21 protein-coding genes and 1 riboswitch are annotated in these 19,240 nt (G+C 74.7%); of the genes, 8 read left to right on the forward strand and 13 right to left on the reverse strand.

The genetic code is table 11. The features are described 5' to 3' along the window. Window positions 1-10: 10 nt before the first annotated feature. On the reverse strand, window positions 11-415 hold the full coding sequence (locus GA0070213_RS06305) for a hypothetical protein (protein ID WP_091058865.1): 405 nt from the start codon (window positions 413-415) through the stop codon (window positions 11-13). Between the two features lie 390 nt (window positions 416-805). Between GA0070213_RS06305 and GA0070213_RS06310 the strand changes: the two genes are divergently transcribed. After that, window positions 806-1,165: an STAS domain-containing protein gene (locus GA0070213_RS06310; protein ID WP_091058869.1), complete on the forward strand. Its 360-nt coding sequence runs from the start codon at window positions 806-808 to the stop codon at window positions 1,163-1,165. 66 nt (window positions 1,166-1,231) lie between these two features. Further along, window positions 1,232-1,744 carry an SRPBCC family protein gene (locus GA0070213_RS06315; RefSeq protein ID WP_245716282.1) on the forward strand — a complete coding sequence of 171 codons (513 nt, stop codon included), beginning with the start codon at window positions 1,232-1,234 and terminating at the stop codon, window positions 1,742-1,744. On the opposite strand, the gene GA0070213_RS06320 is transcribed toward GA0070213_RS06315, so the two are convergent. From GA0070213_RS06320 to GA0070213_RS06340, 5 genes are all read right to left on the reverse strand, one after another. Next, entirely contained in the window at window positions 1,638-2,198 is a 561-nt protein-coding gene (locus GA0070213_RS06320; RefSeq protein ID WP_091058872.1) for a hypothetical protein, read from the reverse strand. The two genes, GA0070213_RS06315 and GA0070213_RS06320, sit on opposite strands and share 107 nt — an antisense overlap. A 79-nt stretch (window positions 2,199-2,277) precedes the next feature. Continuing rightward, entirely contained in the window at window positions 2,278-3,378 is a 1,101-nt protein-coding gene (locus GA0070213_RS06325) for a coiled-coil domain-containing protein (RefSeq protein WP_091058875.1), read from the reverse strand. A 5-nt stretch (window positions 3,379-3,383) separates the two neighbouring features. Further along, a riboswitch (cyclic di-AMP (ydaO/yuaA leader) is annotated at window positions 3,384-3,513 on the reverse strand. 144 nt (window positions 3,514-3,657) lie between these two features. Further along, entirely contained in the window at window positions 3,658-4,572 is a 915-nt protein-coding gene (locus tag GA0070213_RS06330) for a cation diffusion facilitator family transporter (protein ID WP_091058878.1), read from the reverse strand. 76 nt (window positions 4,573-4,648) lie between these two features. Continuing rightward, window positions 4,649-6,766 carry a HelD family protein gene (locus tag GA0070213_RS06335; protein WP_091060055.1) on the reverse strand — a complete coding sequence of 706 codons (2,118 nt, stop codon included), beginning with the start codon at window positions 6,764-6,766 and terminating at the stop codon, window positions 4,649-4,651. 157 nt (window positions 6,767-6,923) lie between these two features. Continuing rightward, window positions 6,924-7,904, reverse strand: a complete 981-nt coding sequence (locus tag GA0070213_RS06340) for an alpha/beta fold hydrolase (RefSeq protein ID WP_245716283.1) — start codon at window positions 7,902-7,904, stop codon at window positions 6,924-6,926. A 146-nt stretch (window positions 7,905-8,050) separates the two neighbouring features. Here GA0070213_RS06340 and GA0070213_RS06345 point away from each other — a divergent pair, with 146 nt between their 5' ends. Then, window positions 8,051-8,686 (forward strand): carbonic anhydrase, encoded by a 636-nt coding sequence (locus GA0070213_RS06345; RefSeq protein WP_091058881.1) that lies wholly within the window; start codon window positions 8,051-8,053, stop codon window positions 8,684-8,686. Between the two features lie 39 nt (window positions 8,687-8,725). Here the strand turns inward: GA0070213_RS06345 and GA0070213_RS06350 are convergent, their stop codons facing one another. Beyond that, a complete protein-coding gene (locus GA0070213_RS06350; protein ID WP_091058885.1) occupies window positions 8,726-9,055 on the reverse strand; it encodes a hypothetical protein in 330 nt (109 codons plus the stop codon). Between the two features lie 325 nt (window positions 9,056-9,380). Between GA0070213_RS06350 and GA0070213_RS06355 the strand changes: the two genes are divergently transcribed. The 3 genes from GA0070213_RS06355 (at window position 9,381) to GA0070213_RS06365 (ending at window position 11,961) form a co-directional block, all read left to right on the forward strand. Next, entirely contained in the window at window positions 9,381-9,872 is a 492-nt protein-coding gene (locus GA0070213_RS06355) for a DUF3145 domain-containing protein (RefSeq protein WP_091058888.1), read from the forward strand. A gap of 34 nt (window positions 9,873-9,906) precedes the next feature. Next, a complete protein-coding gene (locus GA0070213_RS06360) occupies window positions 9,907-11,631 on the forward strand; it encodes a glycoside hydrolase family 3 protein (protein WP_091058891.1) in 1,725 nt (574 codons plus the stop codon). Window positions 11,632-11,739: 108 nt separating this feature from the next. Next, window positions 11,740-11,961, forward strand: coding sequence for a hypothetical protein (locus GA0070213_RS06365; protein ID WP_091058895.1), 222 nt, complete (start codon window positions 11,740-11,742; stop codon window positions 11,959-11,961). Between the two features lie 54 nt (window positions 11,962-12,015). Here the strand turns inward: GA0070213_RS06365 and fabF are convergent, their stop codons facing one another. The 5 genes from fabF to GA0070213_RS06390 form a co-directional block, all read right to left on the reverse strand. Then, a complete protein-coding gene (gene fabF, locus GA0070213_RS06370; protein ID WP_091058898.1) occupies window positions 12,016-13,242 on the reverse strand; it encodes a beta-ketoacyl-ACP synthase II in 1,227 nt (408 codons plus the stop codon). Between the two features lie 2 nt (window positions 13,243-13,244). Further along, window positions 13,245-13,484, reverse strand: a complete 240-nt coding sequence (locus GA0070213_RS06375) for an acyl carrier protein (RefSeq protein WP_007072348.1) — start codon at window positions 13,482-13,484, stop codon at window positions 13,245-13,247. An 87-nt stretch (window positions 13,485-13,571) separates the two neighbouring features. Continuing rightward, window positions 13,572-14,516: a beta-ketoacyl-ACP synthase III gene (locus tag GA0070213_RS06380; protein WP_091058902.1), complete on the reverse strand. Its 945-nt coding sequence runs from the start codon at window positions 14,514-14,516 to the stop codon at window positions 13,572-13,574. Continuing rightward, window positions 14,517-15,686: an acyltransferase domain-containing protein gene (locus tag GA0070213_RS06385; protein ID WP_091058906.1), complete on the reverse strand. Its 1,170-nt coding sequence runs from the start codon at window positions 15,684-15,686 to the stop codon at window positions 14,517-14,519. A gap of 78 nt (window positions 15,687-15,764) precedes the next feature. Next, window positions 15,765-17,066, reverse strand: a complete 1,302-nt coding sequence (locus tag GA0070213_RS06390) for a PucR family transcriptional regulator (protein WP_245716303.1) — start codon at window positions 17,064-17,066, stop codon at window positions 15,765-15,767. Between the two features lie 138 nt (window positions 17,067-17,204). Between GA0070213_RS06390 and GA0070213_RS06395 the strand changes: the two genes are divergently transcribed. Next, window positions 17,205-17,513 (forward strand): hypothetical protein, encoded by a 309-nt coding sequence (locus GA0070213_RS06395; protein ID WP_091060061.1) that lies wholly within the window; start codon window positions 17,205-17,207, stop codon window positions 17,511-17,513. Window positions 17,514-17,557: 44 nt separating this feature from the next. Further along, window positions 17,558-18,475, forward strand: coding sequence for an NADP-dependent oxidoreductase (locus GA0070213_RS06400; RefSeq protein WP_245716304.1), 918 nt, complete (start codon window positions 17,558-17,560; stop codon window positions 18,473-18,475). 8 nt (window positions 18,476-18,483) lie between these two features. On the opposite strand, the gene GA0070213_RS06405 is transcribed toward GA0070213_RS06400, so the two are convergent. After that, on the reverse strand, window positions 18,484-19,146 hold the full coding sequence (locus tag GA0070213_RS06405; protein ID WP_091058917.1) for a hypothetical protein: 663 nt from the start codon (window positions 19,144-19,146) through the stop codon (window positions 18,484-18,486). Between the last annotated feature and the right edge of the window lie 94 nt (window positions 19,147-19,240).

A 19,240-nucleotide genomic window follows, 5' to 3' on the forward strand; every position in this document is an offset into this window, starting at 1 on the left:
AGCCGTTCGGTCAGCCGTCCAGGCCGGCCGGGGAGTTCGGCCGGTCGACGTCCACGAACTCGATCTCGTCGGCGCTGCGCTCCCGGCTGCCGGCGGCACGGGCGGCGGTGCCGGCGGCCCAGCCGATGGCGGCGCCGGCCAGGGCTGCCGCGATCAGCAGCGTCCAGGGCAGCGCGGGCCGGCGACCGGCGAGCGCGTCGAAGGCGAGGCCGGCCCGGCGGCGTGCCTCGTCGGCGGCGGAGCCGACCAGGTCGGTGGCGTCGTCGGCCAGGCCGGACGAGCTTCGGCGGGCGGTGCGGGTGACGTCGCGCACGCTGTCCCCGGCGGAGCCGACCGCGGAGATCAGGTGCTGCCACGCCTGGTCCGCGACTCGCTCGGGCTTGCTGCGGCGGTCCATCAGGCTGGATCCGAACATCGTTCTACCCCTCATCCGGCGCGTCACGGTTCACTCCCGGTGGGCAGTGCCCCACCCACCCTTCTCCCAAACCCCGCCCGCGCCGGAGAGGAGCGGGATCCGAACGGGACGAATCACCCGAACGCGCCGACGGGTGGGTGTTCCCCGGTCCGTGCGCGGGCCCGCTACCCTGGGTCGGCGGATCGGTCGACCCGGCTCGGTCGTTCGGCTGGTCGTGGTCCGCGTCGAAGGGGAAATCGGAACCCGGAGGTCCGGATTGGGCTCGCCCAGGTGTGCCCAGTCCGCGAATTGCTCATCCCGGGGGGTGGCGACCGGGGCCGTTGGAGGAATACTCTCGGTCGCGGCCCGCGTACTGATGAGGCGCCCGTTGGGGCGAGTGGAGGTGCTCGCGTGAGCCTGTCGATCGTGAAGTCGATGCGTCCGGGTGGTGTCGTCCAGATCGCGCCCCGCGGGGAGATCGACGTCGACACCGCGTACGAGGTCCGGGAGGCGATCGCCGAGGTGCTCGCCAAGGGGCGCCCCGCCCGGATCGAGCTCAACATGCGGCTCGTGACGTTCATCGACTCCGTCGGCATCAGCGCCATGGTGGCCGGCTTCCAGACCTGCGAGGTCAGCGGCGTCAAGCTCGTGGTCACCGAGCCGAGCCGGTTCGTGCACCGCCAGCTCTGGGTGACCGGCCTACTCGGTCTCTTCGGCGCACCCGAGCCCTGGTTCGCCGACGACATCCCCGAGGTGCTGCCCGGCGCCTGAGGGCACCCCGCGCCGCCCGGGCGCGGATACCCGTCCTGCCCTCGCCGACGGGGGACCTTCGACCCGTTGCCAGCCCGGCCCCGGTACGGGACGATCGTCCGGACCCACGACGGCGAGGGGGACCGGTTGCAGAGCAGCGACAGCTTCAGCTACACCGTGCAGGCCCGGTGCCGCCGGGCGGACGCGGTGGCCCTGCTCGGTGACCTGAGCCGGCAGGGTGAGCTGCATCCCCTGATCGTCCGGGTGCGGCAGTTGCCGCCCCGGCCGGGCGCGCTGGCCAGCTACGCGATCACCGACCGGCTGGAGCTCGGTCCGCTGCACTTCCCGATCACCTACCAGGCCGACGTGCTGATCGCCACCGACGACGAGGTGGTCACCGTCGCCCGCCAGCAGCCGGCGACGACGGTACGCAACCACACCCGGCTGCGCGACGAGCCCGACGGCGTGGTGCGGATCGACGTGGAGATCACCCTCACCGCGCCCGCGCCGCTGCTCGGCTACGCGTTCCGCCAGGCCCGGGCGGCGCACCTGGGCCTGGCCGCCCGCCTCGGCGCGACCCTGGAAGGCCGGCCCGCCTGATCCGCCCCCACGGCTTGTGGGTGGACAGCACGGTGGCGACCAGCAGCAGCGTCGTGGAGATGGCCGGCGGGACCACCAGGTCGACCCGCAGGTGCGCGTCGGCGGTGTCGGCGAGCGCGCCGAGGTGCCGGATCCGGGGGGTCAGCAGGAGCAGCACCAGGCCGAGCATGACGGTGGTGAGCGCGAACTTCACCAGCACCCAGCGCCAGCGCAGCAGGCCCCACGGGGTGAGCAGCGCGCTGGCGGTCCCGATCAGCCACACCGCCACGCTCAGCGGCGCGAACAGCCAGGTGACCAGCAGCGCCGCCGCCGGGTAGACCACGTCGGGGTCGGCGCCGCGCAGCCCGGCGATGCCGAGCGCGAGCAGCGTCAGGTCGCTGCCGAGCCAGCCCAGCGAGGTGGCCAGGTGCGCGGTGAGCAGCGCCTTGCGGCCGGCGGGGGAGAGTCGTCTCATGCCCCGATCGTCGCCCCGTCGCGCGGCCCACGTCGTGGGCCGCGCGACGACACCGGGCGTACGTCGTGTGGCGTAGTGCTCAGTAGACCGACAGGTGCACGTGGTTGGTGTGGTCGCTGGACGGGTCGCCGTTGCCGCCGCTGTACGACTTCCAGCCGCTGCTGGGCAGCCAGATCTGCCGGAACCAGATCACGTAGAGCACGGCGAGCCGGTCGGCGTTGCGGATGAAGTAGGCGGACAGGTTGTTGCCGTACGTCTTGTCGCCGCCGCTGGCGACGCCGCCGAAGCCGTCCTTCTGCGCCGCGAAGTCGCAGGCCCGTCCCTTCGGGTGCTCGCCCGAGCCGCTGGGCCGGTGGCACGAGACGTACCGGGTGAAGCCGGCCGCCTTGGCCTGCTGCAACGCGTGCAGCGTGCGCGGGGTGATGCAGCCGCTGGCCGGCGTCGGGTCGTTGACGCTGCACGACTCCGCCGGCCACGAGCCGTCGGAGTTGCGTTTGGCCGGCTTCGCGTTCGCCGTGGACGTGCCCCGGACGCTGCCGCCGCCACTGCTGCCGCTGTTGCCGCTGCCGGCGGCCGGCCGCCGGTTGGCGACCTCCAGCGCCCGCTCGGCCTGGTCCTTGCGCTTGGCCATCAGCGTGACCTGCTTGCGCTGCTCCCGGATCTCGCCGTCGAGCGCGCCGCGGGTGCGGATGGCCTCGTCCCGGGTGGCGATCAGGTCGCGCAGCGTCCGGTCCTCGTGCGCGGCGACCGTCTCCAGGGCCGCGGCCCGGTCCATGAAGCCCTCCGGGCTGCGGCTGCCGAGCAGCGCCGCGGCGGTGCCCATCCGGCCGGTGCGGTACGCCACCTCGGCGATCTCGCCGACCTTGGCGTCGCGCTCGGTCAGCTCCACGTCGATCGTCTTGAGCCGGTCGTTGAGCTGCTTCTGCCGGGTCGTCGAGCGGCCCAGCGCGGCCTTGGCCTCCAGCCAGCCCTTGCTGGCCGCGTCGAGCTGGTCGCGCAGCGCCGGGGTGCCGCCCTCGTCGTCGTCACCGGGCGCGGCGGCGAGCAGGCCGGTCGGGGAAGTCGACCGTGCCGCCGAGGCGGGGGAGATCGGGACGGTCCCGACGCCGAGGGCCAGCGTCGCGACGAGCAGGGCCGCCAGCCGGGCGGCCGTCCGTCGTGCAGGTGCCACTGTGGGCATTCGTGTGTCCTTCCGTCAACCGCCGACCGGGTTAGCTGACGGGTTCGGGACGGAAGATCCCTACCGCTGACGCGGATGCACCCCACGTACGTGGTTCCCCGGCTCGCCCTGCGGGCGATTAGGCGCCGGCCGCGCCCTCGGGTGCCGGAGTGACGCCCGAGGTGTGGCCGCGACCGAGCCTACCGGCGCTGCCCGGAGCCGGCTCCGCCGACCGGAGCCAGATACCGGGCAAAACCGGCATAAGCCAACAATAACCACAGTGATTTAAGTCTGTCCTAATTACCACTCGGTCGGACCGCAGGCCCCGGCTGACGCTCCGGGTTCGATCTGCAACGTGGCGTGGTCGATCGAGAAGTCCTCGTGCAGCGCGGCCCGGGCGGCGGCCAGCACGCCGGCGACCTCGGTGCCGGCGTCGACGGTCAGGTGCGCCGAGGCGACGTCCATGCCCGAGGTGAGCGTCCAGACGTGCAGGTCGTGCACCTCCGCCACGCCGGGCACGGCGGCCAGCCGGTCGTGCACCGCGGTCACCTGGAGGTGCTCCGGCGCGGCCTGCACCAGGATGCGCACCGCGGCGCGGCCGAGCCGCCAGGTGCGCGGCAGGATGAACAGGCCGATCGCCACCGCGACGAGCGGGTCGGCCCACCACCAGTCGGTGAGCGCGATGACCAGCGCGGCGCCGATCACGCCGAGCGAGCCGAGCAGGTCGCCGAGCACCTCCAGGTAGGCCCCGCGCAGGTTGATGCTCTCCTGGGCGCCGGAGCGCAGCAGCGCGAACGCGGCGACGTTGGCGAGCAGGCCGAGCACGGCGACCACGAGCATCGGCCCGGCGAGCACCTCCGGCGGTTCGCCGAACCGGCGGACCGCCTCGATCAGCACGTAGATCGCGACGGCGCCGAGCAGCACCGCGTTCGCCAGCGCCGCGAGCACCTCGAGCCGGTAGAGCCCGAACGTGCGCTGCGGGTCGGTGCGGGCGCGCCGGGTGGCGCTGATCGCGGCGAGCGCCATGCCGATGCCGAGCACGTCGGTGAACATGTGCCCGGCGTCGGAGAGCAGGGCCAGCGAGCCGGTCGTCACGGCGGCCACCGCCTCGACCAGCATCAGCACGGTGAGCAGCGCGAAGGCGGCCCACAGTCGCCCCCGGTGGCGGTGCGCCGCGTTGGCCACCGCACCGCTGTGGTCATGACCTGCGCCCACGCACACACCCTCCGCCCCGTGCCCCGGCCGGAACCAATCTATGCTCACATCGCTATGTGTGCAAGTGAGGGTGCGGTCACGCCACCGGGTCGAGGGTGGTCAGGCGCTGGGTGGCCCGGGAGAGCGCCACGTAGAGCGTGCGGACCCCGGAACCCGGATCCGCCCGGATCTCACCCGGCGCGACCAGCACCACACCGTCGTACTCCATGCCCTTGGCCTGCAGGCTGTTCACCACCTGGAGCCGGCCGGCGCCCAGCGCGCCCAGCCAGCCGGCGACCTCGTCCCGGCGCGGCACCGGCGTGATCACGCCGACCGTCCCCTCCACCTCGGCCAGCAGCGCCCGGGCCGCCTCGACGGTGGCCGCGGGCAGCTCGGCGGCGGCCACGGTGCGCTGGACCGGCGGCACGCCCGTCGACCGCACCGCGTCGGGCAGCGCCAGGTCCGGGTAGAGCCGGCGGATCTCCGCCGCCGCCACGGCGAAGATCTCCGCCGAGTTGCGGTAGTTGGTGGTCAGCTCGTAGCGGTGCCGGCGACGCCGCCCCAACGCCTGGTCCCGGGCCCGGTCCAGCTCCTGCGGGTCACCGGTCCAGGCGGTCTGCGCCGGGTCGCCGACCACCGTCCAGGACGCCAGCCGACCGCGCCGCCCCACCATCCGCCACTGCATCGGCGAGACGTCCTGCGACTCGTCCACCACCACGTGGGCGTAGTCGCGGTAGTCCGCCGGGCGCTCCCGGGCGGCGGCCCGCGCGGCCCGCTGCCGATCGGCGTACGTGCTCAGCTCGCGCACGCCGCCGGCCAACTGGTACGGGTCGCGCTTCGGTCGGGCCCGCCGCACCGGCGTGCCGAGCAACGCGTCCAGCTCGTCCAGCAGCGCGATGTCGGCGACCGTCAGCCCGTCGGTGTCGAGCGTCCGGTAGGCGTCGGTGAGCAGCCGGATCTCGGCCGAGGAGAGGACCCCGCCGGCGTACCGGCGCAACCCCTCCGGCCGGGCCAGCCAGCCCAGCACGTGCCGCGGGTGCAGCCGGGGCCACCAGGCCTTGAGGAACTCGCGGAACTCCGGCCGCTCGATGATCTCGTCCTCGAACGCGGGCTGTTCCGGCAGCCGGCCCACCCGCAGCGTCCGGGCCTGCGCGTAGAGCGCGGCGAGCACCGCGTCGAACGCCGCCCGGCGCACCTCGTTGCGACGCGCGCCCCGGGTCAGCGTCCGGTCCCGCACCGCGTCCAGCGCCGGCCGGTCCAGCCGCAGCAGCTCACCGCGGTAGAGCAGGCGCAGCTCCGCCGGGGAGTCCGGCACCGCGTCCCGGGCCGCACGCTCCAGCACTCGGCGCATCCGCAGCGAACCCTTCACCGCGGCCACCTCCGGCGGGTCGGTCCGGGTCGCGGACAGGCCCGGGAAGAGCGAGCCGAGCGAGTGCAGCGTCGCGGTCTCCTCGCCGAGCGACGGCAGCACCGACGCGATGTACTCGACGAACACGCCCGACGGCCCGACCACCAGGATGCCGCCGCCGGCGTACCGGGCCCGGTCGGAATAGAGCAGGTACGCGGCCCGGTGCAGGGCCACCGCCGTCTTGCCGGTGCCCGGGCCGCCGGAGACGATCGTGACGCCGTTGCCGGGGGAGCGGATCGCCTCGTCCTGCTCCCGCTGGATGGTGGCCACGATGTCGCGCATGCCCCGGCCGGTGGCCCGGGACAAGGTGGCCAGCAACGCGCCGTCGCCGACCACCGCCATGTCCGGCGGGGCGGCCTCCGGGTCCAGCAGGTCGTCCTCGATCCGGGTGACCTTCTCGGCGGCGGACTGGATCGTGCGCCGGCGCACCACGCCGCGCGGCTCGGCCGGCGTGGCCTGGTAGAACGCGGCGGCGGCGGGCGCCCGCCAGTCCACCACCAGCGTCTCGGCGTCGTCGGCGCGCACGCCGAGCCGACCCACGTGCAGCACCTGCCCGGTCCGCAGGTCCAGCCGGCCGAAGACCAGTCCCTCGTGCTCGGCGTCCAGCACGTGCCGGCGCTGGGCGGCGTGGAAGACCATCGCGTCCCGCTCGACCAGCGCGCCGAACGTGCCGACCCGGGCCAGCTGGTACCCCTCCCGCTCGGCGTCGGCCGCGGACCGGCGCAGCTCGGCCAGCCGGGCGTACACCCGGTCGAGGTGCCGCTGCTCGGCGGCGATCTCCCGGTCCAGCGTGGTCTGGTCGGTCAACGCGGTGCTCCTGTGGTCGGACGGCACGACGGGCTGAATGAGGGTACGGGCCGCCGGCAAGCCGGACGTCGGGGCCATGCCGCTGACCGGCGCACGCCGGTGCCGCCTGCCCGTTATCCGGCTGTTCCCACCCGTTTCCCGGTCACCCGGCCGTGGGTCAGGCGGCCGTCACCCGGCGAGCGGCCGACCGGCGTCGCCGACGGGCGACCGACCGGGTGGCCGGCGCGGCCGACCGGGCGCCCGACGTTGCCGGGCCGGCGAGCACCCGGCCCACCACTCCGGCGACGGCGGCGTTCACCACGTCGGGGCGCTCCATCATCAGCATGTGGCCGGCGCCGGGGCAGACCGTCAGCTCGGCGGTGGGCAGTGCCGCCGCGATCGACTCGGCGCAGGGCGGCGGGGTCAGCCGGTCCCGGTCGCCGACCAGCGCGGCGGCCGGCAGCCCGCCGAGGGCGGCCAGCGTCTCCAGCCGGTGCTGGGCGCCGATCGAGGCGCGGAACCCGCCGATCGAGCGGAGCGTGGCGTGCGCCACCGCGGAGGTGACCAGCCGGATGTCGGCCGGGTCGCACCGGTCGCCGAAGAGCATCCAGCGGATGCTGGGGCGCAACGCGCGCAGCAGCGCGTACGGCGGCCGCCAGCCGCCGCAGCGGGCCAGCACCCCGGCCCCGGTGGTCTCGGCGAGGCGGATCAGCCGGGCGATCCGGGGCGAGAGCCCGTAGACGGTGTGCGTGTGCCCCTCCGCGGTGGTCGAGACGAAGACCAGGCCCGCGGTGCGGGCGGCGAACCGGTCGGGGTGGCGGTGGGCGTACTCCATCACGGTCATCCCGCCCATCGAGTGCCCGACCAGCACGACCGGGCCGGACGGGGCGAACTCGTCGACCACCGCGGCCAGGTCGTCGCCGAGCTGGGCCAGGGTGGCGTCGCGCCGGGTCAGGCAGCTCGACCGGCCGTGCCCGCGCGCGTCGTAGGTGACCACCCGCACCCGGTCGCCGAAGCGCTCCCGCAGGTCGGCGAGCTGTCGGTGCCAGCTACGCCCGTCCAGCGTCCAGCCGTGCAGCAGGACCACGGTGACCTCGGCGTCGACCGGCCCGGTCACCGTGACGTGCAGGCGTACGTCATCGGGAAGCCGTAGTTCCATGGTCCACCTCCCGGGCCGTCGGGTGCGTCACCGGAGTGACCCGGCGGTGACACCGGCGTTACCCGCCATGACACCACGGCAACCGCGGCGGTGAGAAGATTCGCCGTCCGTCCGCGCCGGGTCGGATCGGTGACCAGGCTGGGGGCATGCCGACCACGCCCGCCGCCCGCAGCCCCCGGGCCGCCCTGGCCGAGCTGCTCACCGGCAACCGCCGCTTCGTCAGCGGGCAGCCGCTGCACGGGCACGACGTCAGCGCCGCCGCCGCGGTGGCCTCCGGCGACCAGCAGCCGTACGCGGTGGTGCTGGGCTGCATCGACTCCCGGGTGCCGCTGGAGGCGATCTTCGACCAGACGTTCGGGTCGATCTGCGTGATCCGTACCGGCGCGCACGTGCTGGACCGGGCGGTCTGCGGCTCGATCGAGTACGTGGTGGGGCAGCTCGGCGTACGGCTGGTGATGGTGCTGGGCCACGAGCGCTGCGGCGCGGTGGGGTCGGCGGTCGACGCGCTGCGCACCGGCCGGCGGCCCGGCGGGGCGCTGGCCTACGTGGTGGACCGGATCGCGCCGGCGGTGGTCGAGGTGGGCGTCGACGATCCGGCCGCCCACCCGCTGGCGATCCGCCGGCACGTGCGGCGGACGGTGGCCGCGCTGCGCGCCGACGACCTGCTCGCCGCTCCGGTCGTGGCCGGTGAGCTGGCCGTGGTGGGCGCGCTCTACGAGTTGGCCACCGGCGAGGTCACCGTGCTGGCGGAGGAGGAGACACGCGACCGCCCGCCGGGGTGATCCCCCGACGGGCGGTCGTGGTGGTGCGGGTGAGGGCGCTCAGCCCTCGAAGACGCCGGCCTCGACGAGACGCTTCTCGGTCGCGTCCCAGCCGTGGTCCGGGTGGGACGCGGCAAGGCCGTTGATCTCGGCGCGGATCTTGGCGGCGTGGCCGGCGGCGGCCAGCGTCCGGATCTCCTCGACGAAGGCGTCGGAGTCGGTGCGCAGGTGCGCGGTCTTGCCGTTGGTCAGGTTGCGCACGTAGGCGTGCTTGCCGCCGTTGAGCGGGATCAGGTACTTGAACTCGCCCAGCACGCTGAGGGCGCCACCCTGGCCAGCCTGGCCGGCCCGGACTGACGCGCGCGCGGTCTTAGAGGTGTTGCTCGCCACGGAGGTACTCCTTGCAGACGTACGGTGGGGACGGGAAACGTCCGGGGGCTGGTGCGAGTGACGCCCGTGAGCGCCGGCCCGCGAAGACGTGCGGCGGCACAGAACCGCCCAGAGAACTGTACACGACCACGACGCCTGGCTGGTCGTCGCTGCCGTCACGGGACACAACCGGGTCGGCCACCCGGGTATTTCCGGCCGCCCGACCCCGGCGAATTTTCCGATTCGCTGGCGCACCACCAGTCACAGCCGTCATCATGTGTGCCAGAGGCCACTCGGGTGACGAGGTCGTAGGGGAAGACGCACCTCGGCTCACCGGGAGGTCACCGTGCCAACGCGTGGCGTCGTATACGTCCACTCGACCCCGCTCGCCGTGTGCTCGCACGTCGAGTGGGCGATCGCGCGCGTCCTCGCCGCGCCGGTCAACCTGCACTGGACGGCGCAGCCCGTCGACCACGGCGCTCGCCGCGCCGAGTGCGGCTGGACCGGCAGCCCGGGGACGGGTGCCGAGCTGGCTGCTGCCCTCCGGCAGTGGCCCATGATCCGTTTCGAGGTGACCGAGGAACCCAGCCCCGGCGTCGACGGCGAGCGCTTCATGTACGTCCCGGGCCGGGGTCTGTTCCGGGCCACGGTCGGCGCGGCCGGCGACATCCAGCTCGGCGAGGACCGGCTGCGCAGCCTGATGGCCGCCGCCCGCGCCCCCGAGGCGCTGGCGCACGCGCTCGACAAGGCGCTCGGCACCGCCTGGGACGCCGAGCTGGAGCCCTACCGGTACGCGGGTGACGGCGCCCCGGTGACGCTGCTCACCCGGGTGGGGTGACGGCGGGGCGAGTTGCCCCGATACGGTGGGACCCGTGTCGATTCCCTCGCGGCGCTCCGCCGTCGCGCTCGCCGCACTGACCGCGCTGCTCGCCGCCGGGTGCTCGGACGGGCCGGACCGGCCCCGCCCGGCTCCGTCGGCCCCGGCGCCCCCCGCGCCCTCGTCGGCCGCGCCGGCGCCCACCGCCGCCGACCCCGCCGCCCGGGCCGCCGCGCTGGTCGCCACGCTCTCCGACGAAGATCTCGTCGGGCAGGTGCTGATGCCGTACGCGTACGGCAGCTCGGCCACCGAGGTCTCCGCCGGCTCGGCCGCCGGCAACCGGGCCCTGGCCGGCGTCGACACACCCGCCGAGATGGTGGCGAAGTACCGCCTCGGCGGCGTGATCCTGGTCGGCTTCAGCGCCGACGACCCGACCTCGGGCAACCAGGAGACCACCAACGTCGACAGCCCGAAGCAGGTCCGGGCGCTGACCGACGGGCTGCGGGCCGCCGCCGGCAAGCTGCCCGCCGGCGCCGCGCCGTTCCTGGTCGGCACCGACCAGGAGTACGGCGTGGTCACCCGGATCACCGACGGGGTGACCCAGCTGCCCAGCCCGCTCGCCGCCGGCGCGGCCGGCAACCCGGCGCTGACCGAGGCCGCGTGGCGGGCCGCCGGGGCCGAACTGGCCGCGATGGGCGTCAACCTGGACTTCGCGCCGGTCGCCGACGTGCTGGCCACCCGCAGCACGGTGATCGGCTCCCGGTCCTTCGGCGCCACCCCGGCGACCGCGTCCCCCCAGGTGGCCGGCGCGGTACGCGGCCTGCAGGCCGAGGGTGTGGGTGCCGCGGTCAAGCACTTCCCCGGGCACGGCCTGACCGCCGCCGACTCGCACACCGACCTGCCGGTGGTCGGGCAGTCCCGGGCCGTGCTGGACCGCACCGCGTTCCCGCCCTTCCGCGCCGGGATCGACGCCGGCGCGATGGCGGTGATGTCCGCCCACCTGAACGTCAAGGCGGTCGACCCGGGCACCCCGGCCACGTTCTCCCGCAAGCTGCTCACCGACGTGCTCCGCGGCCAGCTCGGCTTCCAGGGCGTGGTGATCACCGACGGGATGAACATGGCCCCGGCGAAGAAGTGGTCGCCGGGCGAGGCGGCGGTCCGCGCGCTCAACGCCGGCAACGACCTCATCCTGATGACCCCGAACGTGGGCCGGGCGTACGACGGGCTGCGCGCCGCGCTGAAGGACGGCTCGCTGCCCCGGGCTCGCCTGGTCGAGGCGGTCACCCGGGTGCTCACCATGAAGTTCCGACTGGCCGGGCACCCGCAGCCGGCGCTGTCCACGCTGGCGGGCGCCGAGCACCGCAAGGCCGCCGTCGACCTCGCCGCCGCCGCGGTGACCGTGCTGCGCGGCGCGTGCGGTGGCGCGGTGAAGGGTCCGGTCCGGGTCACCTCCTCCGGCGGCCGGGACCGCACCCGGGCCGCGCTGACCGAGGCGCTGACCGCCGCCGGGGTCAAGGTGGTGTCCTCCGGCGGCACCGTGGTGCACCTCGTCGGGTACGGCGACGGCGCGAAGGACCTGCGCGCCGACGCGGCGGTGACGGTGGCCATGGACACGCCGTACGTGCTGTCCGGGGCGACGTCGCCGACGGTGCTGGCGACCTACTCGTCCACCCCGGCCTCGATGACCGCGCTGGCCGCGGTGCTCGCCGGCAAGGCCCGCCCCACCGGCCGCTCCCCGGTGCCGGTGCCCGGCCTCCCCGCCACCACCTGCAAGGTGTAAGGAGGGGCCCCCGCTTAACGCATTCGGTAGAGGAGGGGGCCCCGCTTAACACCCCGCCCGGCGAAACCAGGTGCGGCACGGGGTGCCCGGGTGGCAGGGTCGGGGCCCATGGGAGAGGCAGCGCAGGGGTTCCGTTACGTGGCACGCGCCGACGGCACCGTGGTGATCACGCATCACGGGCGGGTGGCGGGCACGTTGCGCGGCGGCCGGGCCGCGCAGTTCCTGGCCGAGGTGGACGACGACCCGCAGCTGGTGATGGCCCGCTGGACCGGCAACTACCGGCGGGGCAACGAGCGGACCGCCCGCCAGCACCCCCGTAACCGGATGTGAGGAGGGGCCCCCTTTTAACAGACGTCTGTTAAAAGGGGGCCCCTCCTTACACGCTCAGGGGCGGGTGAAGACCAGCGCCACGTTGTGGCCGCCGAAACCGAACGCGTTGTTCAGCGCGGCCGGGATCTCCAGGTGCCGGGCCTTGTGCGCGGCCACGTCCAGGTTCAGGCCGTCGTCCGGGTCTTCCAGGTTGATCGTCGGCGGCACTACGCCGTCACGGATGGCCAGGATGGTGGCGATCGACTCCAGCGCCCCGGCCGCGCCGAGCAGGTGCCCGGTCATCGACTTGGTGGCGGTCAGCAACACGTGGTCGCCGATCGCCTGGTGCAGCGCGCCGATCTCCAGCATGTCGCCCACCGGCGTGGAGGTGGCGTGCGCGTTGACGTGCACGATGTCGGTACGGGCCACGTCCGAGTCGGCGACCGCCCGGGCGATGGCCCGGATGGCGCCCTCACCCTCGGCGTGCGGCTGCACCATGTCGTACGCGTCGGAGGTGATCCCGGCGCCGGCCAGGCGTGCGTAGACCCGCGCGCCGCGGGCGGCGGCGTGCTCGGCACGCTCCAGGACCAGCACGCCCGCGCCCTCACCGAGCACGAAGCCGTCGCGGGCCTTGTCCCACGGCCGGGAGGCCTTCTCCGGCTCGTCGTTGCGGGTCGACATGGCCCGCATCGAGGCGAAGCCGGCGATCGGCAGCGGGTGGATGACCGCCTCGGTGCCGCCGGCCACCACCACGTCGGCCCGGCCGGAACGGATGATGTCCAGGCCCAGCGCGATCGCCTCCGCGCCGGTCGCGCAGGCGCTGGCCACCGAGTGCACACCGGCCTTCGCGCCCAGCTCCAGCCCGACCCAGGCGGCCGGGCCGTTCGGCATCAGCATCGGCACCGTGTGCGGGGACACCCGCCGCGGGCCGGACGCCTCCAGGATGTCGTCCTGGGCGAGCAGGGTGGTGGCGCCGCCGATGCCCGAGCCGACGCTGACCGCCAGCCGTTCCGGGTCGGCGCCGCCGTCGGCCAGACCGGCGTCCGCCCAGGCCTCCCGCGCGGCGATGAGGGCGATCGCCTGCGACCGGTCCAGCCGGCGCAGCTTCACCCGGTCGAGCACCTCGGACGGGTCCACCGCCAGCTGGGCGGCGATCCGGACGGGCAGTTGCGCGGCCCACTCCTGGGTGAGCGCACTCACCCCGGAGCGGCCGGCGAGCATGGCGTCCCAGGTCGACGCGACGTCCCCGCCGAGCGGGGTCGTCGCGCCGAGCCCGGTGACGACGACGTCGGGGCGACTCATGATCAGGACTGCGCCTCGATGTAGCTGACCGCGTCCCCGACGGTCTTCAGGTTCTGCACCTCGTTGTCCGGGATCTTGACGCCGAACTTCTCCTCGGCCGCCACCACGACCTCCACCATGGAGAGCGAGTCGACGTCGAGGTCGTCGGTGAAGGACTTCCCCTCGGCCACGTCGTCCGGGTTCACGCCGGCAACCTCTTCGAGGATCTCGGCGAGGCCGGCGGTGATCTCGTCACGGGTCATTGCGGTTGGTTCCTCTCATCGGGGGTTTCTCGGTGGTCGGCGACGCCGGCCACCGCACCTGGAGCGCGTCTGCGCCCGAGGGGGTCATCAGGGGCAGCGGACGACCTGACCGGCGTAGGTCAGGCCGCCACCGAAGCCGAACAGCAGCACCGGGGCGCCCGAGGGCACCTCGCGCCGCTCGACCAGCTTCGACAGGGCCAGCGGAATGCTCGCCGCCGAGGTGTTGCCGGACTCGACGATGTCCTTGGCGATGATCGCGTCCGGGATGTTCAGCCGCTTGGCGATGCCGTCGATGATCCGTCCGTTGGCCTGGTGCGGCACGAACGCGGCCAGCTCCGACGGGTCCACCCCGGCCCGCTCGCAGGCCTGCAGGGCCAGCGGGGCCAGCGAGGTGGTGGCCCAGCGGAACACCGACTGACCCTCCTGCGCGATGTAGGGCTGCCAGCCCTCGATCCGGACCGCGTCGCTCTTCTCCGGCGCGGAGCCCCACACCACCGGCCCGATCCCGGCCGGCTCGTCGTCGGCGGTCGCGGTGACCACCGCCGCGCCGGCGCCGTCGCCGAAGATGATGCAGGTCGACCGGTCGGTCCAGTCGGTGAAGTCGGAGAGCTTCTCCGCGCCGATGACGATCGCGTTGCGCGCCGCGCCGGCCCGTACCGCGTGGTCCACCGTGCCCAGCGCGTACGCGAAGCCGGAGCAGGCGGTGTTGATGTCGTACGCCCCGGGCGCGTTGATGCCCAGCTTGGCCGCGACCCGGCAGGCGACGTTCGGGCTGCGGTCCACGGAGGTGCAGGTCGCCACCACGACGAGGTCGATGTCGGCGGCGGTGAGGCCCGAGTTGGCCAGGGCCTTGCCGGCCGCGGCGATGGCCATGTCGGCCACCGTCTCGTCGCCGGCGATCCGGCGGGTGACGATGCCGACCCGGTCCCGGATCCACTCGTCGTTGGTGTCGACCATCTGCGCGAGCTCGTCGTTGGTGACCACGCGGGAGGGCTGGTAGTGCCCCATCGCGGCGATCCGGCTGCCGACCATTTAGTGCGATCCTCCGATGCGGACGAGGGGCTGGCCCGGGGCGACCGGGTCGGCGTGGTGCGCGAGCCACTCGGTGAGCGACCCGGTGTGGTGCGCGGTCACCTCGACCGGCCCCTGCCGGCCGGCGACGTGGCCGAGGACCTGGCCGGCGCGCACCTCGGCGCCCTCGGCCAGCTCGGCCACCGGCGTGAAGACACCGGCGGCGGGGGAGACGACCACCCGGAAGTGGGCCGCCGGGCGGTGCGCGGCAGGGCCGCCGTGCCGGGCGATGAGCCGCCGGGCGGCGGGCAGGTCGTCCGGGGTGTTCAGGGTGACGATCTCCGGTGCGCCCCCGCCCTTCAGCTCCCGCTTGACCAGGCCGGCCAGGGTACCGGCCGGCGGCAGCTCGATCACGCCGGTGACGCCGAGGTCGGCCAGGGCGCGCATGCACAGATCCCAGCGGACCGGGGCGGTCACCTGCCGGACCAGCCGCCGGAGGGTCTCCCGGCCGTGCCCGACCGGGTTCCCGTCGAGGTTGGACAGGAGGATGCGGGCCGGGTCGGCCACGGTGACACCGGCGGCCACATCGGCCAGGGCGGCTTCGGCCGGCGCCATGTAGGGGGTGTGGAACGCGCCGGCCACCTGGAGCCGGATGATCCGGGCCCGGGCCGGCGGTTCGGCGGCGAGCTTCTCCAACCCGGCGACGGCGCCCGCGGCGACGATCTGGCCGGCGCCGTTGCGGTTGGCCGCGTGCAACCCGTGCGTCTCGAGCGCGGCCAGCACCTCGTCCGGGTCGCCGCCGAGCACGGCGGCCATCCCGGTCGGCTCCAGCGCGCAGGCGGCGGCCATCTCCCGGCCGCGTACGCCGGCGAGCGTCACGGCCGCCTCGGCGGGCAGCACCCCGGCCAGGGCGGCGGCGCCCAGCTCGCCCACGCTGTGCCCGGCGACCAGCGCGACGTCGTGCATCGGCAGGTGCTCGGCGGCGAGCAGTGCGGCGGCGACCAGCAGCGGCTGGGTGCGGGCGGTGTCCTTGATCTCGTCCGCGTCCGCCCGGGTGCCGAGGTGGACCAGGTCGACTCCGGCCAGCGCCGACCACCAACGCAGGCGCGCCTCGACGCCGGCGACGTCGAGCCAGGGGTTCAGGAAACCGGGCTTCTGTGAACCCTGTCCGGGCGAGAGTACGGCGAGCACGCCTACGACTCTGACGGATTCTCGCGGACCGCGCTGTAACGCACGGCACCAAACCGCACTAGAAGCTTTAGAGGTTTCCTACAAAGATCGGCGACGGTCGTCGCCGCTCTGGGTGGCTTTCCGGCTGGCTGGGCTCGCTGTCTGGTTCGGGACCGGTGCGACGGCTGGTGCCACCGGGTCGAGCCGACCGACCGTCAGCGCGATCTGGAGCGCGAAGGCGTCCCGCGGCGAGAGCGGCGAGAAACCGGTCACCTCGGAGATCCGCTTGAGCCGGTAGCGCACCGTGTTCGGGTGCACGAACAGCGCCCGCGCGGCGCTCTCCAGCGTGCCGCCGGCGGCGAAGAACGCGTCGAGCGTCTCCAGCAGTTCGCCGCCGGCGCGGGCCAGCGCCGCGTACACGTCGTGGCGCAACCGGCGGCGCGCCTCGGCGTCGCCGGCCAGGGCCCGCTCGGGCAGCAGCTCGCCGGCGGCGACCGGGCACGGCGCGGTCGGCCAGGCCGGCGCGGCCCGGAAGCCGGCGAGCGCCGCCCGGGCGGACTCGGTCGCCTCGTCCAGGCTGGGTACCGCCGGACCGACCACCACCGGGCCGTCGCCGAACGCGCTGCGCAGCTTCTCGGTGGCCGCCAGTGGGTCGGCCGCCCCGCCCAGCACGATGACCAGGCGGTCGCCGTGCACCCCGCCGATCACCTCGACGCCGATCCGCCGGGCCTGCCGGTAGACCGTGTGCAGCACGGCCGCCACCTCGCCGCCGGGGGAGCGGCCCACCGCCACCGCGACCGGCGGCGCGTCGGACCAGCCCAGCGCCGCGGCACGGCTGGCCAGCACGTCCGGCGAGTCACCGCGCAGCAACGCGTCGACGAGCAGCGCCTGCAGCCGGGCGTCCCAGGAGCCGCGGGTCTCAGCGGCCCGGGCGTAGACCCGCGCGGCGGCGAAGGCGATCTCCCGGGAGAAGCGCAGCACCGCCTCCCGCAGCGACTGCTCCTCACCCGGCACGGCCAGTTCCGACACCTGCTCCTCGACGACCTCGATGGTCACCTTGATCAGCGCCACGGTCTGCTGGAGGCTGATCGAGCGGGCGAGCGCCTGCGGCGCGGTGGCAAAGACCTCGTCCGACACCTCCTGGGTGCGGTCGGTCGCGCCGCCGCCCTGCCGCAGCCACTGCACCAGCGAGCGCACGCCGGCCTGGGCGACCACCATCACCCACGAACGCTGGTCGGCCGGCAGCTCCCGGAACCAGAGCAGGCTCTCGTCCATCCGGGCGACGCTGGCGGTGGCCAGGCTGCCCGCGGCCCGCTCGATGCGGCGCAGCGTCGCCGACGTCTCCGTCCCGCCCGGTTCGCTCACCGCACCAGCCTGACACGCGCTGACCAGCGGATCCACCCCGCGCCCGCGACACCGGCCCCGCCGGACGATCTCCACCGGTACGCGCTGACGATCTCGTCGGGCCGGGCCAGTACGGTGTCAGAGCGCGTCGGGGTGTTCCGCCCGGCGGGCGACGGCGAAGGTGAGGAGACCGGGATGGCGCACGGGGAGGCCGAGCACGGCTGCGCCCAGGACGAGCCCTGCCGGCCGGGCCACGACCAGTCGCGCCGGACGGGTCTGACCCACGCGGGCGAGCCCGCCGGGCGGACGCCCGAGCGTGCCGACGACGAGCCGGCGGTGCCGCGGCAGCGGGTCGTCGAGCCGGCGTACCCCGCGGTCGAGCCGGAGCCGGCTCGGACCTGCCGCAGCGACCAGGCCGGCTGGGCCGGCGGTCACCGGCACGGGGCGGTGCGCCCCGGCAACCGCACGATCCGCCGGGAGCGGCCGCCGCGCCGCTGGTGCTGACCACGCGAACCCCGTCCGGCGGTTAGCGTGGGTGGGTGAAGGCGATGGCGATCGACGCGTACGGCCCGGCCGACCTGCTCACCCCGCACGAGTTGCCCACCCCGCCCGTCGGGCCGGACACGGTCCTGGTGCGGGTGCGCGCCGCCGGGGTCAACCCGGTCGACTGGAAGATCCGCGCGGGCCACCTCGACGGCGCGTTCCCGAGCCGCTTCCCGCTGGTCCCGGGGTGGGACGCGGCCGGGGTGGTGGAGGCGGTCGGCCCGGCGGTGGCCGGGTTCGCCGTCGGCGACGAGGTGATCGGCTACGTCCGCCGCGACGACGTGCAGCACGGGACGTACGCGGAACTGGTCCCGGCTCCGGAGCGGTGCCTGGCCGACAAGCCGGTGCGGGCGTCCTGGCCGGAGGCGGCCGGGCTGCCCCTGGCCGGCCTGACCGCCTACCAGGCGTTGCAACTGGCCCGCACCGGCGCCGGCGACGCCGTGCTGGTGCACGGCGCGTCCGGCGGGGTGGGTCACCTGGCGGTGCAGGTGGCCCGGGCGCTCGGCGCGGACCGGGTGATCGGCACGGCGAGCGAGGCGAACCACGACTTCGTCCGGTCGCTGGGCGCGGAGCCGGTCGCCTACGGCGACGGTCTGGCCGACCGGGTCCGCGCGATCGTGCCCGACGGGGTGGACGTGGTGCTGGACCTGTTCGGCGGCGACGCGTTGGACGTCTCCGCCGAGCTGATCACCCGGCCGGCGCGGCTGATCTCCACGGCCGACCCCGAGCACGTGACCCGGCTCGGCGGCACCTATGTCTTCGTCAAGCCGTCGACGGCCGACCTGAGCGTGCTGGCCGGCCTGGTCGACGCCGGCCGGCTCACCGTGCACCTGGCCCGGACGTTCCCGCTGGTCGAGGCGGCCGAGGCCCAGCGGCTGGTCGAGGCGGGGCACGTCCGGGGCAAGGTCGTGCTGACGCTCTGAGCGGGCACTCAGCGGGTGCGGCGGCGCACCAGCAGCGAGATGCCGGCCAGACCGACGGTGATGACCAGCACCACGCCGATGTTGAGCAGCAGCAGCCGCTGGAGCTCGGCGAGCGCGGTGTCCAGGTTGCCCTTCGGGTCGAGCGCGTCCTCCGGCAGGACCCGTTCGCCGCCGCCGATGCCGCCGGGGAGCGTGTCGAACTGGGGCGCCAGCGGCACCCCGACGGCGCGCAGCGTCTCGGACATGTTGAGGCGGCCGAGGAACCAGCCGGCCCGGGGGTGGCTCAGGTCCGGCTGCTTGGCCGGCCGGTAGACCCGGGGACCACCCTTGGCCAGCGGGAACAGGTCGTAGGTGTTCTTCGCGGTGCCGGCCACGAGGACGACCACCGTGTACTTCGGACCGAGGTCCTTGGCGGCCGGACCGCGTAGCTGGCCGGCCGTTCCCAGCCACTTCACCTGGTCGATGACCATGTTGACCTCGGCCGGCCGGGTGTCGCCCCGCAGTTGCAGCGGCTGGTCGAGCCGGTCGCCGGTGATGTCCACCCCGGGTGGGGCGAGCTTCGGTTTCGGCGCGGCCAGTGCGGCCGTCGTGCCGGTGAGTGCCAGCGAGCACGCGAGTGCCACCGCCGCCCCGGCCACGACGGTCAGCAGCCGTCTCACCTTCCGGACCATCGCCGCCTCCTCGCCCCGTTCGATGGCTGGCTTCCGCTGCCGGTCACACTGGACCCACCCACCTGAAAGACTCCGCAGAACGTCGCGTGGTTGC

It is taken from the genome of Micromonospora humi (assembly GCF_900090105.1).
In the GTDB taxonomy this organism is placed as follows: Bacteria; Actinomycetota; Actinomycetes; order Mycobacteriales; family Micromonosporaceae; genus Micromonospora; species Micromonospora humi.